Raw genomic sequence first — 24,961 nt, 5'->3', positions numbered from 1 at the left:
CGGCCGCCGGGCACCGGCTTTCCCGCCGGTGCACCTCCTCGCCTCACCGGACTGCCCGACTCCGCTTCTCTGCGGGGGAGTTGAGGCAGCGAAACTCCTGCGGCACGAGGCAACCCCTCGGCTTCGCCCGCCGTCCTCGTGGGACGGGGGAGCGCTTCGGGACCAACGGGGCGACGGGGGCGAATGCCGACCAGAGGAGAAGAACTTGTTCCGTGTCCGGCGAATAGGGGTTGTCGCTGCGGTGTTTCTCGCAGCGGTCGCAGGATCGCCAGGATCGACCCACGCACAGCAGAACACGAACGGCTCCGCACAGTCCGAGGGACGCGCACCGGCCGCGGCCGCCGACGGCGGACTTCCCGCCGGGTGGAGCGTCGCAGGCGAGGGAGCCGCGCGACAGCTGGTCTGGCGCTCGGACACTCCGGTGCCGATCAGTGATTCGGGCGTCACGTTCTATGCCGGGGACCGGTTCCTCGGCCGGCCCGTCGGCGCGTCGAACGGCCGCACCTTCCGGCTCGCGCTCGGCGCGGCCCAGCTCGGGAAGCCGTCGGACCTCCAGGCACGGACGGGCGAACGGCGCCTGGACGCGGCGGGCGCCGGGCAGAACCGGCCCGCCGGGCAACGACCCGGACTCGCGGCCCAGCCCTCGACCCGGCTTCCCGCAGGCGAGGTCGACCCCGGTCAGCCGGGCACCTATCGGACAGTCACCGGCGACTACGCGCTCGCCTCGATCCGTCTGCCCGGCTTCGCCCGGCCCGTGGAGATGCGCGCGGTGGTGGTCGCGCCCACGAACGCCCCGGGACACCGTCCGCTGGCGCTGTTCCTGCACGGCCGCCACGCCACCTGCTACACCGGCCACGGCGACGACACCGGCGGTGACTGGCCCTGCCCCGCGGGCGCGAAACCGATCCCGAGCTACCGGGGCTACCTCGCCGACCAGAAGCTGCTGGCCTCGCAGGGATATGTGACCGTGTCCATCGCCGCCAACGGCATCAACGCACAGGACAGTGCCGCGGAGGACGGCGGCGCGCAGGCCCGATCGTCCCTGGTGCGGCAGCACTTGGCCCACTGGGCCGACTGGGCGGCGCGCCCGACCTCCGCGCCCGCGATCGTACGACGGGCGTCCGCCGCCGACCTGTCGCGTGTCCTGCTGGTCGGCCACTCGCGCGGCGGCGAGGGCGTGAACCGGGCCGCCATGGACAGCCTGTACCCCGCTCCGGCCGACCAGGACGGCTACCGCGGGCCGGTGCGCTGGCACATCCGCGGCACCGTACTGATCGGCCCCACCATCTTCGGACAGAACCCGACCCCCGACGTACCGTCGGCGACGATCCTGCCCGGCTGCGACGGCGATGTGTCCGACCTGCAGGGCGAGATGTACGTGGACGCGACACGCGGTGTCAGCGGGGGTGCCGCCCTGCACAGCGCCGTCTACATGGTCGGCGCCGACCACAACTTCTTCAACAGCGAGTGGACACCGGGCCAGGCCCAGGCACCCGCTGAGGACGACTTCTGGAGCGGGGACCAGCCGGACCGGGTGTGCTCGCCGGGCACCGCGACGAGATTGACGGCCCGTCAGCAGCAGACCGCAGGCGCCACCTACATCGCCGCCGCCGCGCGGCTGTTCGTCGCCGGTGACGACCGCGTACGGCCGCTGCTCGACGGTTCGGGCCGCCGCGCGCCCTCCGCCGACCCCGCGCGGGTTCTCACCCACGCGGTCGGCGCACACCGCACTCCGGCGTTCCTGCCGGACGGACCGGTCTCCGTCGACGGCGGCCGGCTGTGCCAGGAGGTGGACGACAACGAGTCCGCGGCCTGCCTCGGCTCGCACGGCGTCTCGCCGCACTTCGCCCACTGGGAGGCCTCGAAGGAGCCGGGCCGACGCGCCGTGGCACTGCGGTGGACGGCAGCCGGTTCCACGGTCCGGGTCCGCTCCGCGAGGCCGGTCTCGATCGCCGGCTCCCAGGCTCTGGCCATGCGCCTGATCGTTCCGCCGAACACCAGGGACACACGGCTCGACGTCGCCCTGACCGACACCTCCGGCCACCGGGCGACCCTGGGGCGCGTCCACCTCGAAGGCCTGCCCGGAACCGACCGCACCGCCTCCCACTGGGGCCAGGAGGTACGGCTGCCCCTGACAGCCGCCATCCGGGCGGGAGTCGACCTGCACCGGGTGACGGTCCTGGAGATCGTCCCGCGCACCCACTCCGGGCAGGCGTGGCTCATCGACTCGTGGGGATGGCGCGCCGGCACCCCCGCCGTCCGGGCCGCGGGCCTGGCGCGCGTCGACATCGGCCGGCTGACCGTCAAGGAGGGCGACTCGGGCGTCCGGACCTACCACGTGCCGGTGAAGGTCTCCGGGCACGGGAGAGGCACGGTCCGCCTGTTCGTCGCCGATCCGGAAACGGGCCGGACCACCTCGCGCGAGGTGGCCGTACGACCCGGCGGCCAGAGCCCTGATGTGAAGGTGGAGGTCCGGGGCAACACACGCTTCGGCTACGACGTGTCGCACGACGTCCTCGTGAAGGCGGTCCACGGCGCCGTGATCGGCGCCCACCGGGGCGGTGTCACCGCCGTGAACGACGATCCGGCGCCCACCCTCACGGTGACCCCGGCCTCCGCTCGCGCCGCCGAGGGCCGGAGCCTGACCTGGCGGATTTCCCTCTCCACGGCCGCCGACACGGACATCCAGGCCGATATCGCCGTTCTGCCGGTCACCGGCGGCGCCGAACTGTCGACCACCGACGTCGATCCCCAGTGGCTGCGGGAGAACTCCGGCAAGGAACCGCTGCCGTCCCGGCCCCTGTCCCAGGTGAGCGGACTCCTCCTCTTCGCCGATGTCCCGCCCGGCCGGACGAGCACCGACATCACCATCCCCACCGCCGCGGACACCGTGACCGAGCCCGAGGAGACGGTGCGGCTGCGCCTGACCGTCTACGACGGGAGCGGCACGTCGCACGACGGGCCGGAGTTCACCGGCACGGTGTACGACCCCGCGTAGTCCACCGCTGACGAGTGCCGACCCGCGCGCCGACCGGCCCCGGACCCATCGGATCCGGGCTCCCCGGCCGGCGCGCGGGACCGGCGTCCACGGCGTCGACGTACGAACGCCTACTTCTCGTCGAAGACGAGGTCCTCCGGAGGACGGTTGAGCCGCACGGTGTTGCCGTTCGTGACCTCCACGATCGTGTCGAAGCCGGTCCACTGTCCGGTGGATAGGACGAACAGCCGGTCCGCACGCTGCTCCAGGTAGGGGCGGAAGCCGTCCAGGGACGGGTCGCCGTCGTAGAGCTGGAGGTAGTCCGCCAGCCGGCGGAAGAGCTTGGGCAGCAGCTCCGCGGAGTCGGTCAGCGTGGGCGGGCCCTCCACCTTCGCTCCGCTCTGGGTCAGGTCGGCCGGCCACAGCCCCCGCCCGCCCTGACGGGCCTCTCGCACCACCCCGGACAGCTCCTCACGGAGGTCGACGAAGAGGTTGCGGTAGAACGTGGGGTAGGCCAGGCCTTCGGCGAGCTGATGGTGGTTGGCGGTCTGCCGCACATGCTCGGTGGTGACGGTGACGAGCCCGCCGTCGGCACCCGGGGCGTCCGTCCCGCGGCCCGCGAGAGCCACACAGCGCCCGTGGACGTCCGCGCTGCGGGTCAAGATGTAGCCGGGTACGGATTCGGGCGCACTGTGCCTGACGATTCCGTTCGCACCGCGCTCCACCTCGACGAATCCCAGCCAGCCGAGCAGGGCGTCCGCGGCCTGACCGGCGTACGGCGCGGGCTGATGGAGCTCGGGCCCGTGCGGAGGCCGATAGTGGGTCTCCAGGGTGTCGATCCCGTCCAGCCGGAGCTGCGCCCCGCCGGCCCGGTTGCGGCGCACCTTCCGTCCGCGCAGCAGGTCCCACTCCCCGGGATCGTCCGGAACGAAGCGAACCGAGTCGCCGTCGGGACTGGCCCCGACGATTCTGTACGACCCCTTGATCAGCAGCATCGGCATGACAGTTCCCCCATCACTCGCAAGGCCCCTCCACGATGACCCGCCGGGCGTCCCGCGGCACCCCGGCGGAGCACGATGGGTATCCGAAGTCATGCAATGAGCGGACCGTGCCACCGCGTCCGGCAGGACGCGGTGTACGACGTGCACGCCCGCGCAGCGTACGACCGACCCGTTCCCGCGCTGTCGACGTCTCACCGGGCGGATCTACAAGGCGCCGCGGACGGCGGCGCTCGCCGGCCGGCACGGGGTGATGCCGGACAGGTCGCGTGCCGTGACGCTGTTGCGGTCGCGGACCGACCGGCCGAAGGCGTACTGCGGCCACAGGCCGGCCGCGACCCGCCTGCCCCGTTCACTCCATTCCCTGGCCGGTTCGCTGTTGCTCTTGTAGTAGTTCAGCGCGTACCCGCCGGTGTGGACGCGCAGCAGAACGAAGCCACCCGGGTAGTCCTTCGCCGCGCCGACCTCCTGCAGGGTGACGTGCCCGGCCCGCGGAAGGACGGTGCGTTTGTTGCGGTGCGTGTGTCCCGAGTGGTGCAGGAAGACGCCGGGTGCCATGGCGTAGGCGTCGATGATGCTCCGGGCCTGGCGACGGTTGAGGCGCTGTCCGCTCGTCACGGGGAAGGCCGAGTGGCGGACCGTCAGCGGATGGTGCCCGAAGACCACGGTGGGCCGCTCCCCGTCCGCCTTCAACTGCGTGCGAAACCAGTGCAGTTGTTCCGGCGAGAGCCCTCCGGCGTCGCCGCCGTTGCCGCGCTTGTCATAGGTGTCGAGGCCGACGATCCGCAGCCCGCCGAGATCACGGGTGAAGTACGCGGGACCGTCGCCCCCGAAGAAGCCGTCCTGGAAGCTGTCCCCCGGCTCTCCGGGGCTGCGGTCCCGGGGCCGGTCGTGGTTTCCCCGTACGACGAAGTAGTCCTGCCCGTGCTCGCCGAAGCCGTCGAGGATCCGTCTGGCCTCCAGCAGATCCCGCGGCGCGCCCCCGGCTGATATGTCACCCGCGGCCAGCAGACGGTCGGCGCCGCGTCGACGTGCCTCGTCGACCAGGGCCCGGGCCATGATCTCCGGATACGGGGCGAGCCCGTGCTCCTGTGAGATGCCGCGCAGCAGCGGAACCCCCGCCATCAGACCGGCGGTGGTCTCCCCGAGGTGCAGGTCGTTGCAGAGCGCGATCGACATCACATGGCGGCCCGGCGGCGGCTCCGGTGTGGTGAAGGAGTACGGGCCGCCGCGCGAGCCGAGCCCGTGCGGGGAGGTTCCCGCCGCGTTGCCGCGCACCAGATGCAGCGGCGTGGGCGTGGCCGCCGAGCCGCGGGAATGTGCCCGGTAGTAGTAGGTCTGGCCGGGTTCCAGATCCGTCAGCTCCACGGTGTGGTGAGCGGTGCGGCGGCCTTCGGAGGCGGTGCGGTTCAGCCGGGCGGGATGGGTCCCGTAGACGACTTCGCCCTCGGTCACGGCCGGGAGCATCCGGCCCTGCCCGTTGTCGGTGGCGGATGTTCCGGTGAACCAGGTGATGACGGCGCGGTCCTCCAGGAGAGTGACCAGCTCCAGGTGTACGGCGGACACGGTGTCGGGTGAGCGGGGAGTGCGTGCGGGTGCCGTACGGCGCGGGGCGACGGCGGGAAGGCGTGGGCGTTGCATGCCGGTTGGGTGCCCATGGGCGGTGAACGGCGACGGTGCCGCCGGGGGCCGGAACTTGAAGTGACGCCGTGGGAGGGATGTCGCGTCCGGGCTCGTGGGCGAACGGAAGAACCCCTCCGCGTCGGTGCCCCGGCGCGGACGACTGACGCGAGTCCCTTGAGTGCTCAGAACTCCTCGTGCGTCGTCGGGTCACCGCCCAGGCGCCGCCGCGGACCGTCGGAGACGGCCGTCATCTCGGCGGGGGTCAGCTCGAAGCCGAAGATGTCGAGGTTCTCCCGCTGCCGCACAGGATCCGCGGACTTGGGGATGGGAACCGCTCCGAGTTGTGTGTGCCAGCGCAGCACGACCTGGCCGGGCCTCACGTCGTGCGCCTCGGCGATCTTTCCGAGCTCCGGATCGTCCAGGAGACTGCTGCCACGGCCCAGGGGGCTCCAGCTCTCCGTGACGATTCCCTTGTCGGCGTGGAAGGCGCGCAACTCGCCCTGGGGAAAGTAGGGATGGAGCTCGATCTGGTTCACCGAAGGCAGCACCCCGGTCTCCGCCTCCAGCCGGGTGAGGTGTTCGGCCGTGAAGTTCGAGACGCCGATCGAACGCACCAGGCCCCTGTCGCGGAGCTCGATCATCGCCTTCCAGGAGTCCACGTACTTGTCCACGCGCGGCAGCGGCCAGTGAATGAGGTAGAGATCGACGTAGGAGAGTCCGAGGCGGCTGCGGGACTCCTCCAAGGAGGCGAGGGTCTCGTCGTAACCGTGGTGCCTGCCCGGCAGTTTGGTGGTGACGACGATCTCTTCGCGCGGCACTCCGGAGCGGGCGACGCCTCGTCCGGTGCCGGTCTCGTTGCGGTAGTTGGTCGCCGTGTCGACGAGCCGGTAGCCCATGCCGAGCGCTTGGCTGACGGCCTCCTCGGCCTGCGTGTCGTCCATCGGCCAGGTGCCCAGGCCGACGGCCGGGATCTTCGTACCGTCATGGGCCGTGTGGGCCGGGATGCTGATCATCGGGGGAGCCCTTCCGAGTCTGCGATGGATACGTTCCCATCGTGCACGGCTGCCGCCGTCGGGGCGACGTGGGCGCGCCCCTGTCTACAGGGCGGCCCGGCGGACACCCGCCCCACCGCGGAGCGCCGGAATTCCGTGTGAGGGCCCGCCATCGGCCGGTGGCGGGCCCTCGTCCTGCTCGGCCGGTAGCCGACTCGCCGGTGCGCCGACCCGCTTGGCGGGCGGGTCGGCGCGGTCGGGTCACGCGGTGTGCAGTGTGAGCCCGTAGCGGTTCAGGATCTCGTTCACGGGCTGGTACCAGGTCTCGCCTCCACTGGTGCAGTTGCCCCAGCCGCCCGAGGTGACGCCCTGTGCCTGGTCACCACTGATGAACGAGCCGCCCGAGTCGCCGGGTTCGGCGCAGACACTGGTTTTGGTCATCTGGTGCACCGCGCCCTGGCTGTAGTTGACGGTCTCGTTCTTCGCGAGGACGTTGCCGCAGTGCCAGTGCGAGGTCGATCCGGAGCGGCAGATCGACGCTCCGATGGGGGCCTCGCCCGAGCCTCGGACGAGCTGGTCGGAGACGGTGCCCCAGCCGAGGACGACGGGAACGGTCCACCAGCCGCTGCCCACGTTGACCCAGGCGTAGTCGTTGTCCGGGAACGAGGAGCCCTGGAAGTTGCCGATGTAGCTGTGGTCCCAGCCGCTGACGCCGGCACCCGGCTGTGCGCAGTGCCCCGCGGTGACGAAACCGCCGTACACCGAGAAGCCTATGGAGCAGCGGACGTTGCCCGTGTAGTACGGGTCTCCGCCCACCGTGCCGGCCGCGAACGTCGTCGGTGCCTTGTCGGTCTGCCGCACGGTGACGGGACCGGATGTGCGGGCCCGGGCGAGGAACTTCTGGACATCGTTGTCATTCTTGTGTGTGGAGACCACGTTGATGACGACCGAGCCGGCCTTGGGGTCGACGTGCCAACTGCCCACCCCGGCCGGTGCGCCGAGCGCGTCGATGCGTGCCATGGTGGCGTCGAGCTGTCGCTGACTGTGCTTGACGAGGGTGACCCGGGCGCCGGTCGCCTCCACGGCTTCGCGTGCGGCGGCCTTGGTGAGGGCCACGACGAGCCGGCCGCTCCTGGCGTCGAACCAGGAGCCTCCGTACGAGGTGCCGGCCGCGCGTCGGGCGGTGCGCTCGACGCCGCGTGCCGCTGTCTCGTCGGCGAGCCTGGCGGTCGCCTGCTGCTCGGTGAGTCCGAGGTCGTGCCGCATGGCCGAGATCAGTGCGGAGGAGGCGGGTGCCCGGGACGCTGTGGCGTTGAGGGGGGCTTCGTCGGCCGCGGCCTGGGTGAGTCCGAGCGTCGCGGCGCTGACGAGCAGGCCGGCGGACAAGGCGGTACGCAGAACTGTGGTGCGTCTCAAGGGAGTTGCCTTTCGTCGATCCGGTGATCGGTGAGTGAGGCGAAGGGCAGGAGAGAGCGCTCTCAGAGTTGCGTGAACGAGGGTAGTGGGTGGTCGTAATTAGGTCCATACCAAGGCGCCGGCCGCTCGATCGGTCTGTTTCCAGGGGTGTGAAGGTTCTCTCGGCTCGTGGTCGGGAGTACGCAGGCTCTTCTTGGGTGGAGGTGGAGGTGGAGGTGGAGGTGGACGTGAATGGGACGGAGTGCCGGAAATCGGTGCTCGGTCCGCTTCCGTATGTCCTCGTCGGTGAACCCTGGATCGACTTTTGGTGTCACATTCAGTCAACGCCCTGTGGTTCTCCGACCGGTTCTCTGTGATCTTGAGGCCGAGGGTGAACAGCGTCTGATCACTGTCGTGTTGGCAGTAGGCTCAACCTGCTGCGGCGCCCCGATGATCACTCCTGCTCGGTAGGGCAATGCCCCGTGGCGATCGACGAAATCCCAACGGCGTGAGGATGAAGCACAAGTGCTGATAGCGGGGCGGTATCGGCTGCAGACCACTCTCGGGCGGGGCGCGATGGGGGAGGTGTGGCGGGCCTACGACGAGATGATCGGCCGGTCCGTGGCCGTCAAGCTGCTTCTCTCCCAGGACGCCGACCCGACCGCCGCGGCCCGGTTCCGTCTGGAGGCCCAGACCGCGGGCCTGCTGAACCATCCTCATGTGGTGGGCGTCCTGGACTTCGGGTCGTACGACAACCGGCTGTTCCTGGTGATGGAGCTGGTCGAGGGCGACAGCCTCGCCCGTGTCCTCGCCGGCGCCGGAACGCTTCCCGCCGATCGCGTCGCGCGGATCGCGGCACAGGCTGCCGCGGGGCTCGCCGCCGCTCATCAGCAAGGCATCGTGCACCGGGACATCAAGCCCGGGAACCTGCTGCTGGACGCCGAGGGGAGTGTCAAGATCGGCGACTTCGGGATCGCCCGCTTCCTGGACGATCCGGCGGGCGGCCTGACCGCGACCGGACAGATCGTCGGCACCAGTCTGTACCTGGCTCCCGAGCGGGCTCTGGGCAAGACCGCCGGGCCGCCGTCCGACATGTACTCCCTCGGCTGTGTCCTGTACCAACTCGTCACCGGACGACCGCCGTTCCAGGCCAGCAGTCCTGTCGCGGTCCTCCATCACCACCTCGACACCGCCCCCACTCCGCCCCGGGAGCTCGGTGCCGACGTTCCGCCCGCGTTCGAGAACTACCTGCTCAGCCTTCTCGCCAAGCAGCCCGACGACCGGCCCACCGCACTTCAGGCGGCCGCCTGGTACGGCACGGGCGCCTGGCAGGGGCGTTCCGAGCCGCTGCCGGCAGCGATGCCGGAGCCGGGGCGCCACCGGCAGGACCGGCAGGACCTCAGTGCTGCCGGCCCCGCGACCACGTACGCCCTGCCGTCGATGGCGAGGGACACCGCGGGCGGCCACCGGTCGCGCCGACGCCCGCGCCCGGGAGTGGCTGAGCTCTTCACTGATCGGCGAAGAGCCGTGGGCGCCGCCGTCGGCGCGGTGGTCTTCCTCCTGGCGGTCCTGGTGGGCGTGGCGTGGTTCTCGCCCGACAGCAGCTCCGCGCAGACCCCGCAGCCCGGCTCGACCGGCGCGGTGAACACGTCCTCTCCCGCAGCCACGGCACCGGGCGGCTCTCCCACCGGTTCGTGACCGGCCGGCCGGAGGCCGATGACGGCGGGGACGGGCCGGAGTTCGGCGAGGATCCGGGCCCGCGAGTCGGGGGCGACCGCCCGCAACGGGCGCCGCGAGCCGGTGAGGGCGCCGCGAGCCGGTCGCGCGCCGGGGTCGTGCGGGCCGAGCCCGGTATCGAATGGGACGCGCGGGCTGCGCGTACCGGACATTCGCGGTATCACTTCATACGGGCCTTCGGGGTGGCATACCGTGAGGTCACCGCGAACGGCGTTGTTGTGATAACTCCCCAACTTTTGTGGGGAGTTCGTCAATCTGGCGCATGTGAGACGTGACGCTTTCGTGCCACCGCCCGCTGTTCCCACCGCGGGTCCGGGGCCGATAGAAAGCGCTCCATGATCTCCCGCACACCTCCCCGCCGGAGCAGCCGCAGGGCACTCGCGGCAGCGGTCGGTACCCTCGCAGTTCTGACAACCCTGGCCTCGCCGCCGGGCCTCGCGGTTGCTGACGCACCGTCAGAGACTGGCCCGGTCCAGCCCGTTGCGGCCCCCGGCAGCGGGCAACACACCGTCACCCTCCTCACCGGTGACGTCGTACGCGTCAGCGACCTGGGCAGCGGCAACCAGACCGCCGACGTGACCCGCCCGCCCGGCGCCCTCGGTGGTGTGCGCACCGAGACCGTCGGCGGCGACCTCTACGTCTATCCGGACGAAGCGCTGCCCTACCTGGCCGCGAACCGGCTGGACCGGCGGCTGTTCGACGTCACCTCCCTGATCGAGCAGGGCTACGACGACGCCCACAGTGGCGGCATCCCACTGATCCTGGGTTACGGCTCCAAGACGGCGCCCTCCGCGACTGCCACGCCCAGCGGCGCCACCCGGGTGCGCTCCCTGCCCGCCATCCATGCGACGTCCGTGCGTGCCGCCAAGAAGCAGGCCCGGAAGCTGTGGAAGTCCGTCGCGCCCGCGACGTCCGCCACGGGCACCTCCGCCGGCGCGAAGTCCCTGACCGGGGCGACCTCCACCACCCCCCGGCTCGGTGACGGGCTGTCCAAGATCTGGCTGGACGGCCGCGTCAAGGCCACCCTGAAGGACAGCACCGCCCAGATCGGCGCACCCGCCGCCTGGGACAAGGGTTATGACGGCAAGGGTGTCAAGGTCGCCGTCCTGGACACCGGTGCCGACTCCCACCACCCCGACCTGGCCGGACGGATCGGCGCGTCGCAGAGTTTCGTCCCCGACGAGACCACCGATGACGGCCACGGCCACGGCACGCACACCTCCTCGACCGTCGGCGGCAGCGGGGCCGCCTCGGACGGCGTGGAGAAGGGCGTGGCACCCGGCGCCGACCTGCTGATCGGCAAGGTGCTCTCCAACGCGGGCTACGGCCAGGACTCCTGGATCATCGCCGGCATGGAGTGGGCCGTCGACCAGGGCGCCAAGGTGATCAGCATGAGCCTGGGCTCCTCGACGCCGTCCGACGGCACCGACCCGATGAGCCAGGCGGTGAACCGGCTCACCGACGAGAGCGGCGCCCTGTTCGTCATCGCGGCCGGCAACTCGGGCGACGAGACGACCATCGGCAGCCCCGGCGCCGCCGACGAGGCGCTGACCGTCGCCGCGGTGGACTCCGCCGACAAGCGGGCGTACTTCTCCTCCCAGGGCCCGCGCATGGGTGACTACGCTCTCAAGCCGGACATCTCGGCCCCCGGCGTCGCCGTGCTCGCGGCCAAGGCGGGGGGCAGCGCCGCGACCGGCTGGTACCAGTCCATGAGCGGCACCTCCATGGCGACGCCGCACGTCGCCGGAGCCGCGGCGATCCTCGCCCAGGAGCACCCGGACTGGAAGGCGCAGCAGCTCAAGGACGCGCTGATGAGCACGTCCAAGGAGCTGTCCGCCTACACCGCCTACCAGGTGGGATCGGGCCGCGCCGACCTCGACGCCGCCACCGCCGCGACGGTCACCGCGACCGGCTCGGCCTATTTCGGCATCGACGCCTGGCCGCACGACGGCGCGAGCTCGGTCGACCGCACCGTCACCTACACCAACACCGGCGACTCCCCCGCGGAGCTGAACCTCGCGCTGAACGCCTCCGTCGCCGGCGGCCCGTACGACACCGACCCGACCGCCGACAAGGGCAAGCCCGCCCCCGACGGGATCTTCACCCTCTCCGCCGACACCGTGACCGTGCCCGCCCACGGCACCGCGACGGTCACCGCCACCGCCGAGCCGGGCCTGGGCGCCGACGGCCGCCGCTACCTCGGCCAGATCACCGCCGCGGACGCCTCGTCCGGCGTGACGCTCACCCGTACCCAGGTGGGTCTGTACCGGGAGGACGCTCGCCACACCCTGCACGTCACCCTGAAGGACCGTTCCGGCAAGCCCACGGCGGGCTGGGTCGAGATCCAGCGCTTCGGGGCCAGCGAGGACCCGTACTCCCAGACCATCGACGACAGCGGCACGCTCGACCTGCGGCTGCGCGAGGGCACCTACAGCCTGGTGACCTACCTGGACGTGCCCGGCAGCCACGGCCCGGACTCGGTCGGCATGGCGCTGATGGGCGACCCCGAGGTGGTCCTCGACCAGGACCGTGACGTGGCCCTCGACGCGAGCCGCACCCGCGAGGTCACCGCGGAGGTCCCGCGCAGGACCGAGGACCGGGTGCTGTCCATGAACTGGTACCGCGCCGACGGCTCGGACCTCAACCAGTACGGGCTGGGCATCCTGGAGGTGCAGTACCTGCTGGCCGCCAAGTACGACAGCATGTTCGTGCTGCCCACCCGCAAGGTGACCACCGGCAGCTTCGAGTACGAGACCCGCTGGCGCAAGGCGGTCCCGTTCCTCACCCTCACCCACGACGGCCGTGAGCTCCGGCCGATGGGCCAGGGCGGCTCCTCGCTGTACGACGGTCACAGACGCCTGGACGTCGTCTACGCCGGCACCGGCACCGCCGCCGAGTACGCGAAGCTGAGCGTCAAGGGCAAGGTGGTGCTGGTGACCCGTTCGGACGTCATCTCCGCCGTCGACCGGGCACAGGCCGCGGCCGACGCCGGGGCCGGTCTGCTGATCGTCGTCAACGACCAGCCGGGCAAGCTGCTGGAGTACGTCGGCACCACGGGCAGCCACTACAGCGCCGTGCCGGTGTTCTCCCTCACCGCGCGCGACGGCGCGGCCCTGATCGCCGACGCCAAGCGCGGCCGGGGGCGACTGGAGGTCGAGGGCGTGCCCAACTCCCCGTACGTGTACGACCTCTCCGACGCCCACCCGGGACAGATCCCGTCCACCGGGCTGACCTACCGGCCCCGTTCGTCCGATCTGGCCACCGTGGACATGCGCTTCCACGGCACCACCACCACGCCCAGCGGCGAGTACCGGTCGGGCTTCCGTCCGTACCGCAAGTACGGCTCCGGGTACCTGCAGCGCTTGGACATCCCCGGCACGCGCACCGACTACGTGTCGACGCAGCCGGGCGCCCGGTGGGTGGAGAACCTGGCCACCGGGCCGGAAATGGCGCTCTCCTCGCAGAGCGTGCGGAACGCCTACCAGCCGGGATCGCGGCAGGTCCGTGACTTCTTCGGGGCGGTGACGCGGCCCGCCAACGGCGGCACCTACTGGTGGTCGCAGCGGCAGAAGGCCCAGATCGCGTTCAACGTCCAGCCCTGGGCCGACAGCAGTGCGGGACAGCACGCCGGCGTCATGCAGAGCGGTGACAAGAAGAGCCTGAAGGTCTACCAGGACGGCAGGCTCATCAAGACCAGCGCCTCGCAGGCCGCCACGATCTACCCCGCGCCGACGACCCCGTCGGTCTACACCCTCGACCTCACCGCCGAGCGTGACGCGGACACCTACCGGCTGTCCACCCGCACCCACACGGTCTGGCAGGTGAAGTCCGACCCGGTCACCGACCCGACGAAGATCGAACACATGGCCGTGCTGCAGATGGACTACGGCGTCGCCACCGACCTCGCGAACGACGCCCGCGGCGGCCGTCAGACGCTCACCCTGACGCCTCGCCACATCGACGACGCGGTGGGTACCGGGAAGATCCAGGGCGCCACGCTGTCGGTTTCGTACGACGACGGCACCACGTGGAAGCCTGTCAAGGTCACTGGCAAGTCCGGTACCTGGACGGCCTGTTACGACGCTCCGCACCACGGCTACGTCTCGCTGAAGGCCGAGGGCTGGGACGACGCGGGCAACCGGATCACCCAGGAGGTGATCCGCGCCTACGGTCTGAAGTAGCCCGCATACGGAGGCTGTCGCCCCGAGTCGTGTCGCCCACTCGCCGGCGACCGACGGGGCGACAGCCTCCGTTCGCGTTCCCCCGGACCTCCGCTCGTCAATGCGAGGGTGATCACCCGGTGTTCCGGAGTCCGCGCTGTCCGGGCAACCAGTTCGGGCGCTCGGTCGTCCTCTGTTTGAGGATCCCGGAGGGGAGGCGCTGATGGGGCTGGTGCGCACACTGCTGCCGTTGTCGCGGGCGGCGGCCCGCCTGAGCCCTCGCCCGGGGCGGCGGTTGCACGGCGCCGCGCTGATGCGCTGCGTCGTCCCCTACCGTGTGCTGTTACGGCCTCCGTCGCCGCAGCGGCGGCTGGCCTGGGCCGAGGAGGCGGTGGCCGTTCACCGGGCGCTCGTCGAGTCGGCGGCCCCCCGGCCGCGACACCGGGACGACCTGGCCCGCAGTCTGGTCCAGCACGGCTACGCGCTGCAGCTCGTCGGCCGCTGCGAAGAGTCCTGCACGGCGTTGGACGCGTCACTGGCTGTACCGGGCGCGCGGTGGTCGCAGGCGCAGCGGGCGTTCCTGCTGCTTCTTCGGGCGCAGGCGCAGTTCGAACTGGCCCGACCGGACGCCGCACTCGGTCCGGCGGAGGAGTGCGTGGCCGCCTACCGTCGGCTCCTTCCCGCACGCCGGGATCGTGCCCTCGGCAGTCTTCCGAGGGCGTTGCGCACGTACGCGCTGGTGCTGGCCGCCCTGGATCGTAGCGAGGAGTCCGTGGCCGCCTACGAGGAGTGCGCCGGGCTGCTGCGGAACGTGTCGATGGGGGAACTGGGTCGCGTGGCGCTGCTGCGGGTGCTCGTACTGGGCGAACTGACCAACCGATTGCGGGCATTGGGCCGGTACGAGGAAGCACTGTCCGTCGGGCCGGAGGCGAGGGAGGTCATGGACCCGATCTTCCTGTGGGCCCTGCCCGACACCGCACGGTCTTCGCGGGTACGGCTTCTCACGGACCTGGCCCGTTGCCTGGAGGCCACCGGAGACCTGTCGGCGGCGCGGACGACCGCGGAGGAAGCCGTCGCCGAGGCCCGGAACCTGGCAGGCCGGGACCGAGGGGCGGGGGAGCCGTCACTCGTCACGGCGCTCGACTGTCTTGCCGACGAGCTCGGTGAACTGGGCTGTTCGACAGCCGAGTTGGACGCGCGCCGGGAAGCGGTCGACCTCTGCGCCGCCCTCGCCACTCAGCGGCCCGACGTCTACGACCCGCTCCTCGCCGCTTGTCTTGAGCGGCTGGCCGACTGCCAGGACGCGGCGGGTGACCGTTCCGCGGCGCTGCGGGCGATTGAGCGTGGCGTGGCGGCGTACCGGCGCGCCGCGGACGTCGACCCCGCCGCCCATGAGCCGAAGCTCGCCCGGATGCTGGCGAACCTGAGCCGTCTCCGGGGGGACGACGGAGACCTCGACGGCGCCATCGGGGACGCCCGGGAGGCGGTCGCCCTCACCCGCCGCCTGGCCGAGTCCGACCGGCTCACCCACCACGCCCTGACAGCCCGCCGTCTCCGGTTGCTCGGCCGTGCCCTCCGCCGCAACGGCGACCACGGGGCGGCTGTCGCCTGCTACGAGGAGTCGGAGAGCATCCTGGCGGACGCCTCGGCGGATCCCGGGACCGGCCGGCACGCCGCCGACCTCGGTGGCACCCATACCGGCCTCGCCCGCACACTCGGGGCGGCGGCCGACGCCCACCTGGCCGACGGCCGTACCGACGACGCGGTCTTCGCGCTGCGGTCCCTGCTGGCTCTCACCCGACGCACCGACAGGTCGGACGTCCACGTCCGCTGCATGGCCGCCTTCGCCCAGGCCCTGGCGGAGCACCGGGACACGGTCGTACCGGCCTGGAGACGAGAGACCGGTGAGGACTTCCCGACGTTCGTGTACCGCTGGTCCGGCACGGGGAGCGAGCACCGCCGGCCGGAAGGCAACTGAACTCCGGCTGCCGATCGGGCGGATCCACGACAGACCGGGCGGATGGCACTCCAGAAGCGGAACGCTCCTTCTTAAGTACGGGTTAAACGCGTCTTAAGGAACCGTGGGCACCACATGCTTCCGCAAGTAACCGCAGGTCAGGGCGATTTGATGGTTCCGGCGGTCAGTTGGCCTCTCAACAACTCGTGCGTAGCATCGGGGCCCACCGGTGCCGTCCACCGCCGGCGGGAGAGCGCTCTCATCGATGTGCTCTCATCGCTCCCGCAGCGGGCGGGCCGGGGCACGAGTTCACCCCCCCCACAGACAAGGTGTGTTCAGCCATGGCTGCTCATCGCGCACGTCGATGGTCCCTCGGAGGGCTGGCGTTGCTGCTCGCCACGGGCGTCACCGGTGGCGTCCTCCTCGCCACCACGGGTCCCGCCGCGAACCGGGCCCACGCCGCCTCCGCCGTGCAGACCTGGTCCGACGAATTCGACGGGGCCTCCGGAAGCGCGCCGAACTCGGCCAAGTGGACCGTGGAGACCGGTGGTTCGGGCAACGGCAATCACGAGCTGCAGTACTACACGAACAGTTCCGACAACGCCGCCCTCGACGGGAACGGCCACCTGGTCATCACCGCGCGCAAGAACAGCGACAGCGGACTCCAGTGCTGGAACGGCGCCTGCCAGTACACGTCGGCCCGGCTCAACACCGCACGGTCCTTCACCCAGGCGTACGGCCGGTTCGAGGCCCGCATCAAGGTGCCGCGCGGGCAGGGCGTCTGGCCCGCCTTCTGGATGCTGGGTGACAACCTGGGCAGCGCGGGCTGGCCGAACAGCGGAGAGATCGACGTCATGGAGAACGTCGGCAAGGAACCCGGCACGGTGCACGGGACCATCCACGGCCCGGGATACTCCGGTGCCGGCGGCATCGGCGCCGCGTACACCCTGCCGGGCGGCAGGGCCTTCGCGGACGACTTCCACGTCTTCGCCGTCGACTGGAGCCCCACCGCCATCACCTGGTCCGTGGACGGGCAGACCTACGAGACCCGCACACCGTCCGACCTGAACGGCAACAAGTGGGTCTACGACCACCCGTTCTTCGCCATCCTGAACCTCGCGGTCGGCGGTGACTGGCCCGGCAGCCCGGATTCCGGCACGTCCTTCCCGCAGACCATGACCGTCGACTACGTGCGGGTCTCCGCCGCGGACACGTCCCAGCCGACCGCCAAGACCGGCGCCATCAAGGGCATCGGTGGCATGTGCGTCGACGTGGCGGGCGCGTCCAGTGCCGATGGGACGCCGATCCAGCTCCACGGCTGCAACGGGGCCGACGCCCAGAAGTGGACCGTGGGCAGCGACGGCACCGTACGGGCCCTGGGCAAGTGCCTCGACGTGAGCGCCGCCTCCACCGAGAACGGGGCCCCGGTCCAGCTCTACGGCTGCAACGGCACCAAGGCGCAGCAGTGGACCCTCACCGCCGCCGGTGATCTGACGAACACCGGCGCGGACAAGTGCCTCGACGCCAAGGACGGCTCGTCGGCCGACGGCACCCGTCTGCAGATCTGGACCTGCGGCGGAACGGCCAACCAGAAGTGGACCCTCGGCTGACCGGCTGACCGGCTGACCGGCTGACCGGCTGACCGGCTGACCGGCTGACCGGCTGACCGGCCGTCCTCCAGCCCAACGTGGCTGACCGGCCGCCCCCATCGCCTCGGTCGGCCCTCCCGACACCCTTCGTCCGTCCTCCCCCCACCGCCTCCCCAAGCACAAGCACCAAGGAGTACACGTCATATGACGCCTCGTCATCAGCGCAACCTGACCCGTCGCAAGGTGCTGTTCGCCCTCGGCGGCGCGGCCGTGGCCGCACCCGCCGTCGAGGCGATCGCGCCGTACGCCATGGCCGGAACGACGGACGCCTCCACGAAGGCGGCCGCGGGCTCGCTCCAGCTGACGATCGTCAACAACAGCGGTTCGTTCGGTAACGCGTCGGTGTACATGTACGTCGTCGGCAACCAGGACGGCCAGCAGGTCCGCGTCACCCAGGACGGCACCCTGGCGCCGATCTCCCTCTCGGACAACGGCGCGGACGGATTCACCGACTACGCGCTCACGCTGGCCGGGAGCGGAGAGACGCGGCTCAGCCTCCCGTACATGTCCGGCCGCATCTATGTGTCACTGGGCGCGAAGCTGAAGTTCAAGGCGGTCAAGGACGGGAACGGCAACGCGGCCCTCCAGTACCCGGCCGGCTGGGTGACCTCGGACCCCAGCTTCGGGGTGCTGCACGACTGCGCCGAGTTCACGTACAACTCGGCGGGCATGTTCTGCAACACGACCATGGTCGACATGTTCAGCGTGCCCGTGAGTATCCGGCTGAACGGGGACAAGGAGCAGACGACCGGCACCGTTCGCGACGGCGGGCGGGCGGCGGCCTTCGCCGCGGTGAAGCAGAACGCGGACTTCGCGCCCCTGGTGGTGGACGACGTCCGCATCATCGCCCCTGGCCACGGCCTCGACTCCGGCCTGTTCGCCAAGGACTACTTCGCCCCGTACATCGACGAGGTGTGGAGCACGTACACCGGCAAGGACCTGACCGTCACCACCAACGCGGGCACGTTCACCGGCCGGGTGCGTGCGGACAGGTTCACCTTCGACGGACCCGCCTCCGTCTCGTTCGCCAAGCCCTCCACCCGTGACGTCCTCTTCTGCGACGGCAACCTCGCCGCGCCCAACGACGGCACGACCGGGCCGGTGGCCGCGGTTCTCGGCGCGGGCTTCAACCGCTCCACCCTGCTCAGCAATCCGGCCCAACCGACCACCTCCGCGGCCGACTTCTACCGGACCGACCTCACCAACCACTACTCCAAGGCCGTTCACGCGGCCACCGAGGACGGCAGGGCCTATGGCTTCGCCTTCGACGACGTCGCCGACTTCGCGTCCTACATCCAGGACACCGCCCCCACGGCGATCCGCCTGACCTTGACGCCTTTCTAGGGTCCAGGTGCCCTGCCCCCCGCGGGCAGGGCACGGAACCGGTCGGCGGGCGCGGGGGAGAGAGTCAGGGCCTGCCTCTGGCGAGCAAGTGCGGCGCGTGCGTCGCCACCGCCGACATGACCTGCCCCTTCGACGGGTTCACCATCGAGGTGCCAGCGACCGTCACGGTCGGGACGGTCTCGTTCCCGTCCGCGACCGAGCGGACGAAGGCCGCTGCCTCGGGGTCCGCCCAGATGTTCTTCTCGGTGTACCGCAACCGGCTGAAGCGCAGCCGCAGGCGCAGTTTCATGCAGTAGGGGCACATCGGCCGCCAGTAGACGACCACGCCCTCGTCGTTCCCGGTCACGGATCTCCCCCTTGATCGTCACGGTGCTTCGGGCAGCGTAGACGAGCAAGAGGGCGGTGCCCAGAGTGTCCCGATCCGGGCGGGGTCCCGGCCGGTGGAAGGAGAATCCCGCTGGGGGGGCGGCACATCCGTTCGTTCCGGCGGCGGATGGTCGACGCGCCCGTGCTCCGGTCGCGCGCCACTGAAGAGCGAATATGGTGGAACTCTGACAATTCGGAATGTATGGGCGGTCAACGGTCTACGGAAGTGTCATGGATGCATCGCTGGGCGGACATGGCCGACCGGGGTCGGAGCTGGACCAGGCCGTTCTCGGCGCACTCTTCTCCGAGTCGACCGTGGGCCTGCATGTCCTCGACACACAGCTTCACCTGGTGCGCTTCAACACGGCGGCCCGCTACGTCCGGGCGTTCGCTCTGGATCAGGCCCTGGGCCGCCACCCGAGGGAGTGGGCCGGCGACTTCTACACGGGAAACTATGAGGCGACCGTGCTGGAGGTGCTGGACACAGGAGTGCCGGCTCTGGACGTGGAGGTGCGCGGCCATCTGAGGCCCGACCAGCCCGAGATCGTCCTGTCGGTCTCGTGCTTCCGGCTGGAGGACGCGACCGGCGGCGTTCTGGGGCTGGCCACGGCGGTCGTGGACATCACCGAGCGGAAACGGGTGGCGGCGCGGCTGGCCCTGCTGGAGCGGGCGAGCGGGCGCATCGGTACGACGCTGGACATCTTCCGTACGGCTCAGGAATTCGCCGATGAGGTGGTGCCCGCGCTGGCGGACACGGTGGTGGTCGAGGTACTGGACTCGGTCCTGCGCGGCGAGGTCTCAGCACCGGGCACCGTCATGGAGTACGGGGCTCTGCGGTGTACGGGCCGTCGTTCCGTCGCTCCGGAGGCCGAACGGTACCTTCCCTCCATCGGCGAGGCGATCGGCCTGTCCTCGGCGACCCCCTTCGCCCAGTGTCTGTCCGACCTCCAGCCACGCATGATCGAGCACTTGAGTCCGGACGCGGACTGGCTGGGGCGGGAACCGGTGCGGGGGCGCCGCATGATCGAGGCGGGGGCGCAGTCGGTGCTCGTGCTGCCCCTGGCGGCCCGCGGCTCCGTGCTCGGGGTGGCGCACTGCTACCGGGCAGGCACCGCGCACGCCTTCGACGACGGCGAGCTCGCCCTTGCCGCCGAACTCGCCGATCGCGTGGCTCTGTGTCTGGACAACGCCCGGCTGTACACGAGGGAGCGATCGGCAGCCCGCGTCCTCCAGCTCAGTCTGCGACCGGCCCGGGTCCTCGGCCACGCCGCGGTGGACACGGCCTACAGCTACTGCCCGCTCGGCGCCGGCGGGGACTGGTTCGACGTCATCCCCCTCTCCGGGGCGCGGGTGGCCCTGGTGACGGGCGACACGGCGGGCAGGGGCCTGAGGGCCGCCGCCACCATGGGCGAGGTGAGGGCCGCGATCAGCGCGCTGGCCGTCCTCGACCTGGCACCCGACGAGGTCCTGGAGCGGCTGCACGCCCTGGTGACCCGTCTCCGCGGAGAACGGCCGCGGCAGCCGGACACCGAGGCTGAGGATCAGCCCGAGCACACCACGTGTCTCTACCTTGTCTACAGTCCCATCACCCGGCGTTGCGCGGTCGCGAGTGCCGGGCATCCGCCTCCGGTGCTGGCCCTGCCCGACGGGACCGTCGAATACGCCGTGGTGCCGGCCGGGCCGCCGCTGGGCCGTGGTCTGGTGAAGTACGGCACGGCCGAGTTCGAGCTCCCCGAGGGCAGCATTCTTCTGATGTCCAACACCGCCATGTTGCGGGCTGTCTCGGACGACCCGCAGGAACAGCTGGTCCGGATCGGCGGTGCGTTGCTGCCGGCCGACCGGCCCCTGCAGAAGATCTGTGACGAGGTGCTCTACCGGCTGACGCCGGAGCAGGTGGAGAACGACGCCGTGCTGCTGCTGGCCCGTACCCGCGCCCTGGGAGCGGATCAGGTCGCATCGTGGACGCTGCCCAACCACCCCGCCTCCGTTGCCGAGGCACGCGCCCGCACCGAGCGCGCTCTGGCGGCCTGGGGCCTGCAACAGCACGCCTTCACCGCCACTCTGGTGGTCAGCGAACTCGTCACGAACGCGGTGCGTTACTCGGACGGTCCCATCGGACTACGCCTCATCCTCGACGGCTCCGCCATCGTCTGCGAGGTGACCGACGACAGCAGTACCGCGCCGCATCTGAGGCACGCGGAAGAGGTCGACGAGGGCGGCCGGGGCCTCTACCTCACCTGGCAGGTCAGCCACCGCTGGGGAACCCGCCCCGAGGCCCGCGGAAAGACGATCTGGGCGGAAATCGCCCTGTCCGAGAACGGATGAGAGCGCGAGGCCCTTCGGCCGGCGAGTGAGTGCCTCGGGGACGCGGAGCAGGGCGCCCTCGTGAGGGAGGGAGCCGGTCCCGGTCGGGACCGGCTGTGACGGCCGACCGGGTGACCTGACGCGCGTCGTCCGCCCGGCCGCCGCCGTCCGGCCGTGTCGTCCGTCCCTGCCCGGACGGCCGTCCGTTACGCTCGCACCGCCATACCGGGCCCGAATGTACGGAGGACAGGACGGCGGGGATCAATCGCGAGCGCCTCGTCAGGACGCTGACGTTCTGGCTGCGTCCCGCCTTTGCCTTGCGGGTCATCAACCGGTTCCAGAAGATCGTGGGCTTCGACCGCTCGATGGCTCTGGCATCCAGCGCGCTCACCGCGATCATCCCGCTCACGATTCTCTGCGGTGCCGTGCTGAGCAGCTTCTCGGACTATGACGCCGCCGAGCGGATCATCCAGCGCTACGGCCTCACCGGACAGGGCGCCCAGGCGGTCAGGTCACTCCTCGCCCCCGCCGAGGGCACCAGCGCGAGCGTGGGTGTCTTCGGAAGCGTGTTCCTGGTCATCTCCGTGCTGAGCTTCGCACGCGCCACGCAGCGACTGTTCGAACAGACATGGGAACTGACCCCGCTCAGCGTCCGCAACACGAAGAACGGCCTGTGGTGGATCCTCGGGCTCGGCGGCTATGCGGCGGTCACCGGGTGGCTCCACGCGGTCCTCGGGGGGAGCAAGTTCGGGCTGGTGGCTTCGGTGTGCGAGGTTCCGGTGACTGCCGCCTTCCTCGTCTGGAGCGGCTGGGACCTGTCCGCGAAGCGGATCCCCTGGCGCGACCTGCTGCCCTTCGGTATCACGGCGGCCGTCCTGACCGCGCTCTACTCGGTGGGCGCGGCCGTCTACCTCCCGCGGCTCTTCAACTCCTACGCATCACGCTACGGAGCGGTCGGTGCCGTCTTCGCGATGATCTCGGCGCTCTTCGCCGCGATGTTCGTCATCGTCGCGTCGGCGGCCCTCGGACGCGAGATGCGCGACGAACTCACCCGGATCCGCGGCGGCGACCGCCCCTCCGACGACGAGGTCCGCCGCCAGTGGGACAGCGTGGTCGAACAGACCCGGTCGCGCTGGCGCACCACACGCGAACAGGTCTCCTCCCACCGACGCTCCAAGGACGCGAAGAAGCCGTAGGGCTACTTCGCGCGGGCGACGAGGAGGGCGACGTCGTCGTGGTCGTCGGAGTTGCGCAGGCCGTACAGCAGAAGATCGCAGATCTCCTCCAGTGCCCGGCCCGGTTCGTCGAGGAAGCTGAGGAGAACGTTCAGGCGGTCGTCGATGGGATGCAGCCGGGTCTCGACGAGGCCGTCCGTGTAGAGGACGAGCAGGTCGCCCGGGTTGAGCTCGATCGTGATGGTCTCGAAGGGGATGCCGCCGACGCCCAGGGGCGCGCCCGACGGCAGGTCCAGCAGTTCGGGGGCGGCGCCGGGACGGGCCAGCGCGGGCGGCATGTGCCCGGCGTTCGCGATGCGGCACTGCCCGGTGCGGGGGTCGTACACGGCGTAGAGACACGTGACGATGTAATGCTCCAGGTCGCACGTGATCTTGTCGAGGTGGTGGAGCACATCTCCGGGGTCGAGGTCGAGGTCGGCGTAGGCGCAGGTGGCCGTACGCAGCCGGCCCATGGTGGCGGCCGCGTCGATGCCGTTGCCCATGACGTCGCCGACGACCAGGGCGGTCCGGTCGTCGGCCAGCGGAATCACGTCGTACCAGTCGCCGCCGACCTCGCTGGTGGCCTGGGCGGGCTGATAGCGGGACGCGACCTCCAGACCGGTGAGATGGGGCGGATGCTCCGGCAGCAGACTGCGCTGGAGAGTGACGGCGGTGTTGCGCACGCTCTGGAACCACCGGGCGTTGTCGATCGCCACGGCGGCCCGGGTGGCCAGCTCGCTGGCCAGGACGACATCGTCGTCGTCGAACGGGAGCGGGTTGCGGGTGCGCTTGAGGTCGAGGGCCCCGAGCACCTCACCGTGCGCGATCAGTGGAACGGCGAGATACGAGTGGACACCGGCTTGTGCCAGGAGGGCCGTGCCCTCGGCGTCGCGGGCGATGCGCGGCAGATCGTGCTCGCCGACGTGCCGCACCAGGACGGGCCTGCCGGTGTGGACGCACAGGGTCACGAGTCGGTCGCCGTCGTAAGCGGCCACGTCACCGGGCGGGTCGGCGGCGCGCAGCGCCACGGTGGGGTAGGACGCCTTCAGCGCGAGAGCGCGGAAGAACTCCGGGCCGCTGTCCGGCCTGCGCTTGCGGCGGCAGGCCAGAACGGAGTCGAGGACGTCCACCGCGACCACGTCGGCCAGTTCGGGGGCGGCGATCTCGGCCAGTTCGCGGGCGGTCTGTTCCACCTCCAGGGTGGTGCCGACACGGGTGGAGGCGCTGGCGATGAGCGCGAGGCGACGCCGCGCCCGGTCCGCCTCGGCGGCGGCGCGATGGCGTTCGGTGACGTCGACGACCGAGGCGGCCGCGCCCAGAACCCGTCCGCCCGCGTCCTCCAGCCGGTAGAAGGACAGCGACCAGGCATGTTCGTGGTCGGGATCGGTCGGCGGGCGGCCCACGTGGTACTGGTCGAGCAGCGGTGTGCCCGTGGTGAGCACCTGACGCAGTGCGGACTCGACGGTGTCCACGTCGGGAAAGGGCAGCGTCTCCCGCAGGTGACGGCCGACGTGGTCCTCGGCCGGGATGCCGTCGATCCGCTCCAGCGCCGGGTTGACCATGAGATAGCGCAGATCGGGGTCCATCAGTGCCAGACCGATCGGAGACTGATTGATCAGCTGTTCGCACAGGGCGAGATCGGTCTCCACCCGCTGGAGCATGGTGTGGTCGGCCGCGATACCGAGGGCGTAGACCTCCCCGCGATCGTCCAGGAGCCGCATGTTGCGGAACTCCATCAGCCGGGTGCTGCCGTCCTTGTGCCGGATGGGGAAGGCACCGGCCCAACTGCGCCCCGTCTCGAGCACGTCGGCGAACAGCTCGGTGACGGACTGCATGTGCTCTGGATGGATGATCAGACGCGCCGCGTACTTGCCGAGAGCCTCTTCCGCCGAGTAGCCGATGAGGTCCTCGGCCTGAGGGGTCCAGAAGACGATGCGTCCCTCGGCGTCGAGGACCATCGCGGCCACGCTGAGCACATCCAGCAGGCCGCTCGGCCGGGAAGTGTCGGGCTCGTAGCCTGCACTGTCGGACTGCGAGGAATCGGCTGTCATCCCTGGCCCTCCTCCACCGGCCGCGGCGCGGTGTGCCGGGCTCCGTCGCCGTCGCCGCGCACCCGTGTGCCGACCCCGGCCCTTCCATGCTGCGCCCTGCCCTCGGCCTTGCCCACTCCAGAGCGGCGCGTTGGCATGTTCAGGGCCAGAGAGCGGGTGCGGTGCGGCGCTGCCCGGGTCCGGTGATCATCCGC

Annotated in this window: 14 protein-coding genes; 8 read left to right on the top strand and 6 right to left on the bottom strand. The window is 70.9% G+C overall.

The annotated features are described in order from the left end of the window. Window positions 1-205 precede the first annotated feature (205 nt). Entirely contained in the window at window positions 206-2,998 is a 2,793-nt protein-coding gene (locus ACFYR3_RS14720) for a hypothetical protein (protein WP_389283145.1), read from the top strand. A gap of 110 nt (window positions 2,999-3,108) precedes the next feature. Here the strand turns inward: ACFYR3_RS14720 and ACFYR3_RS14715 are convergent, their stop codons facing one another. From ACFYR3_RS14715 to ACFYR3_RS14700, 4 genes are all read right to left on the bottom strand, one after another. Beyond that, window positions 3,109-3,978, bottom strand: coding sequence for a nuclease (locus tag ACFYR3_RS14715; protein WP_389283143.1), 870 nt, complete (start codon window positions 3,976-3,978; stop codon window positions 3,109-3,111). Between the two features lie 204 nt (window positions 3,979-4,182). Further along, the gene (locus ACFYR3_RS14710; RefSeq protein WP_389283141.1) at window positions 4,183-5,616 is read right to left on the bottom strand and encodes a metallophosphoesterase; all 1,434 of its coding nucleotides are present in this window, start codon (window positions 5,614-5,616) and stop codon (window positions 4,183-4,185) included. A 164-nt stretch (window positions 5,617-5,780) separates the two neighbouring features. Further along, window positions 5,781-6,611, bottom strand: coding sequence for an aldo/keto reductase (locus ACFYR3_RS14705; RefSeq protein ID WP_389283139.1), 831 nt, complete (start codon window positions 6,609-6,611; stop codon window positions 5,781-5,783). Window positions 6,612-6,851: 240 nt separating this feature from the next. Continuing rightward, entirely contained in the window at window positions 6,852-8,006 is a 1,155-nt protein-coding gene (locus ACFYR3_RS14700) for a S1 family peptidase (RefSeq protein ID WP_355849212.1), read from the bottom strand. A gap of 504 nt (window positions 8,007-8,510) precedes the next feature. On the opposite strand from ACFYR3_RS14700, the gene ACFYR3_RS14695 reads away from it, so the two are divergent. The 5 genes from ACFYR3_RS14695 (at window position 8,511) to ACFYR3_RS14675 (ending at window position 18,832) form a co-directional block, all read left to right on the top strand. Continuing rightward, complete coding sequence (locus ACFYR3_RS14695; RefSeq protein WP_355849215.1) at window positions 8,511-9,683, top strand: serine/threonine-protein kinase; 1,173 nt, start codon at window positions 8,511-8,513, stop codon at window positions 9,681-9,683. Between the two features lie 374 nt (window positions 9,684-10,057). Beyond that, the gene (locus tag ACFYR3_RS14690; RefSeq protein ID WP_355849218.1) at window positions 10,058-13,903 is read left to right on the top strand and encodes a S8 family serine peptidase; all 3,846 of its coding nucleotides are present in this window, start codon (window positions 10,058-10,060) and stop codon (window positions 13,901-13,903) included. 202 nt (window positions 13,904-14,105) lie between these two features. Continuing rightward, complete coding sequence (locus ACFYR3_RS14685) at window positions 14,106-15,860, top strand: hypothetical protein (protein ID WP_389283136.1); 1,755 nt, start codon at window positions 14,106-14,108, stop codon at window positions 15,858-15,860. Window positions 15,861-16,180: 320 nt separating this feature from the next. Continuing rightward, window positions 16,181-17,449: a family 16 glycosylhydrolase gene (locus ACFYR3_RS14680; protein ID WP_355849224.1), complete on the top strand. Its 1,269-nt coding sequence runs from the start codon at window positions 16,181-16,183 to the stop codon at window positions 17,447-17,449. 183 nt (window positions 17,450-17,632) lie between these two features. After that, window positions 17,633-18,832: a beta-1,3-glucanase family protein gene (locus ACFYR3_RS14675; protein ID WP_389283134.1), complete on the top strand. Its 1,200-nt coding sequence runs from the start codon at window positions 17,633-17,635 to the stop codon at window positions 18,830-18,832. A 64-nt stretch (window positions 18,833-18,896) separates the two neighbouring features. On the opposite strand, the gene ACFYR3_RS14670 is transcribed toward ACFYR3_RS14675, so the two are convergent. After that, the gene (locus ACFYR3_RS14670; RefSeq protein ID WP_389283132.1) at window positions 18,897-19,178 is read right to left on the bottom strand and encodes a glutaredoxin domain-containing protein; all 282 of its coding nucleotides are present in this window, start codon (window positions 19,176-19,178) and stop codon (window positions 18,897-18,899) included. Between the two features lie 251 nt (window positions 19,179-19,429). Between ACFYR3_RS14670 and ACFYR3_RS14665 the strand changes: the two genes are divergently transcribed. Next, window positions 19,430-21,523: a SpoIIE family protein phosphatase gene (locus ACFYR3_RS14665; RefSeq protein WP_389283130.1), complete on the top strand. Its 2,094-nt coding sequence runs from the start codon at window positions 19,430-19,432 to the stop codon at window positions 21,521-21,523. Between the two features lie 296 nt (window positions 21,524-21,819). Continuing rightward, entirely contained in the window at window positions 21,820-22,698 is an 879-nt protein-coding gene (locus tag ACFYR3_RS14660) for a YhjD/YihY/BrkB family envelope integrity protein (protein WP_355849236.1), read from the top strand. A gap of 2 nt (window positions 22,699-22,700) precedes the next feature. Here the strand turns inward: ACFYR3_RS14660 and ACFYR3_RS14655 are convergent, their stop codons facing one another. Next, window positions 22,701-24,767 carry a SpoIIE family protein phosphatase gene (locus tag ACFYR3_RS14655; RefSeq protein WP_389283128.1) on the bottom strand — a complete coding sequence of 689 codons (2,067 nt, stop codon included), beginning with the start codon at window positions 24,765-24,767 and terminating at the stop codon, window positions 22,701-22,703. Window positions 24,768-24,961 lie beyond the last annotated feature (194 nt).

This window comes from Streptomyces sp. NPDC005784 (genome assembly GCF_042871525.1).
In the GTDB taxonomy this organism is placed as follows: domain Bacteria; phylum Actinomycetota; class Actinomycetes; order Streptomycetales; family Streptomycetaceae; genus Streptomyces.
The sequence above is the reverse complement of the archived record's forward strand: the minus strand, read 5'-3'. Positions and strand labels throughout refer to the sequence as shown.

Excerpts from the sequence above, each read along its gene's own strand:
- ACFYR3_RS14715 (WP_389283143.1), bottom strand. The coding sequence starts at position 3,978 with ATGCCGATGCTGCTGATCAAGGGGTCGTACAGAATCGTCGGGGCCAGT.
- ACFYR3_RS14710 (WP_389283141.1), bottom strand. The coding sequence starts at position 5,616 with ATGCAACGCCCACGCCTTCCCGCCGTCGCCCCGCGCCGTACGGCACCC.
- ACFYR3_RS14705 (WP_389283139.1), bottom strand. The coding sequence starts at position 6,611 with ATGATCAGCATCCCGGCCCACACGGCCCATGACGGTACGAAGATCCCG.
- ACFYR3_RS14690 (WP_355849218.1), top strand. The coding sequence starts at position 10,058 with ATGATCTCCCGCACACCTCCCCGCCGGAGCAGCCGCAGGGCACTCGCG.
- ACFYR3_RS14685 (WP_389283136.1), top strand. The coding sequence starts at position 14,106 with ATGGGGCTGGTGCGCACACTGCTGCCGTTGTCGCGGGCGGCGGCCCGC.
- ACFYR3_RS14680 (WP_355849224.1), top strand. The coding sequence starts at position 16,181 with ATGGCTGCTCATCGCGCACGTCGATGGTCCCTCGGAGGGCTGGCGTTG.
- ACFYR3_RS14675 (WP_389283134.1), top strand. The coding sequence starts at position 17,633 with ATGACGCCTCGTCATCAGCGCAACCTGACCCGTCGCAAGGTGCTGTTC.
- ACFYR3_RS14665 (WP_389283130.1), top strand. The coding sequence starts at position 19,430 with ATGGATGCATCGCTGGGCGGACATGGCCGACCGGGGTCGGAGCTGGAC.
- ACFYR3_RS14655 (WP_389283128.1), bottom strand. The coding sequence starts at position 24,767 with ATGACAGCCGATTCCTCGCAGTCCGACAGTGCAGGCTACGAGCCCGAC.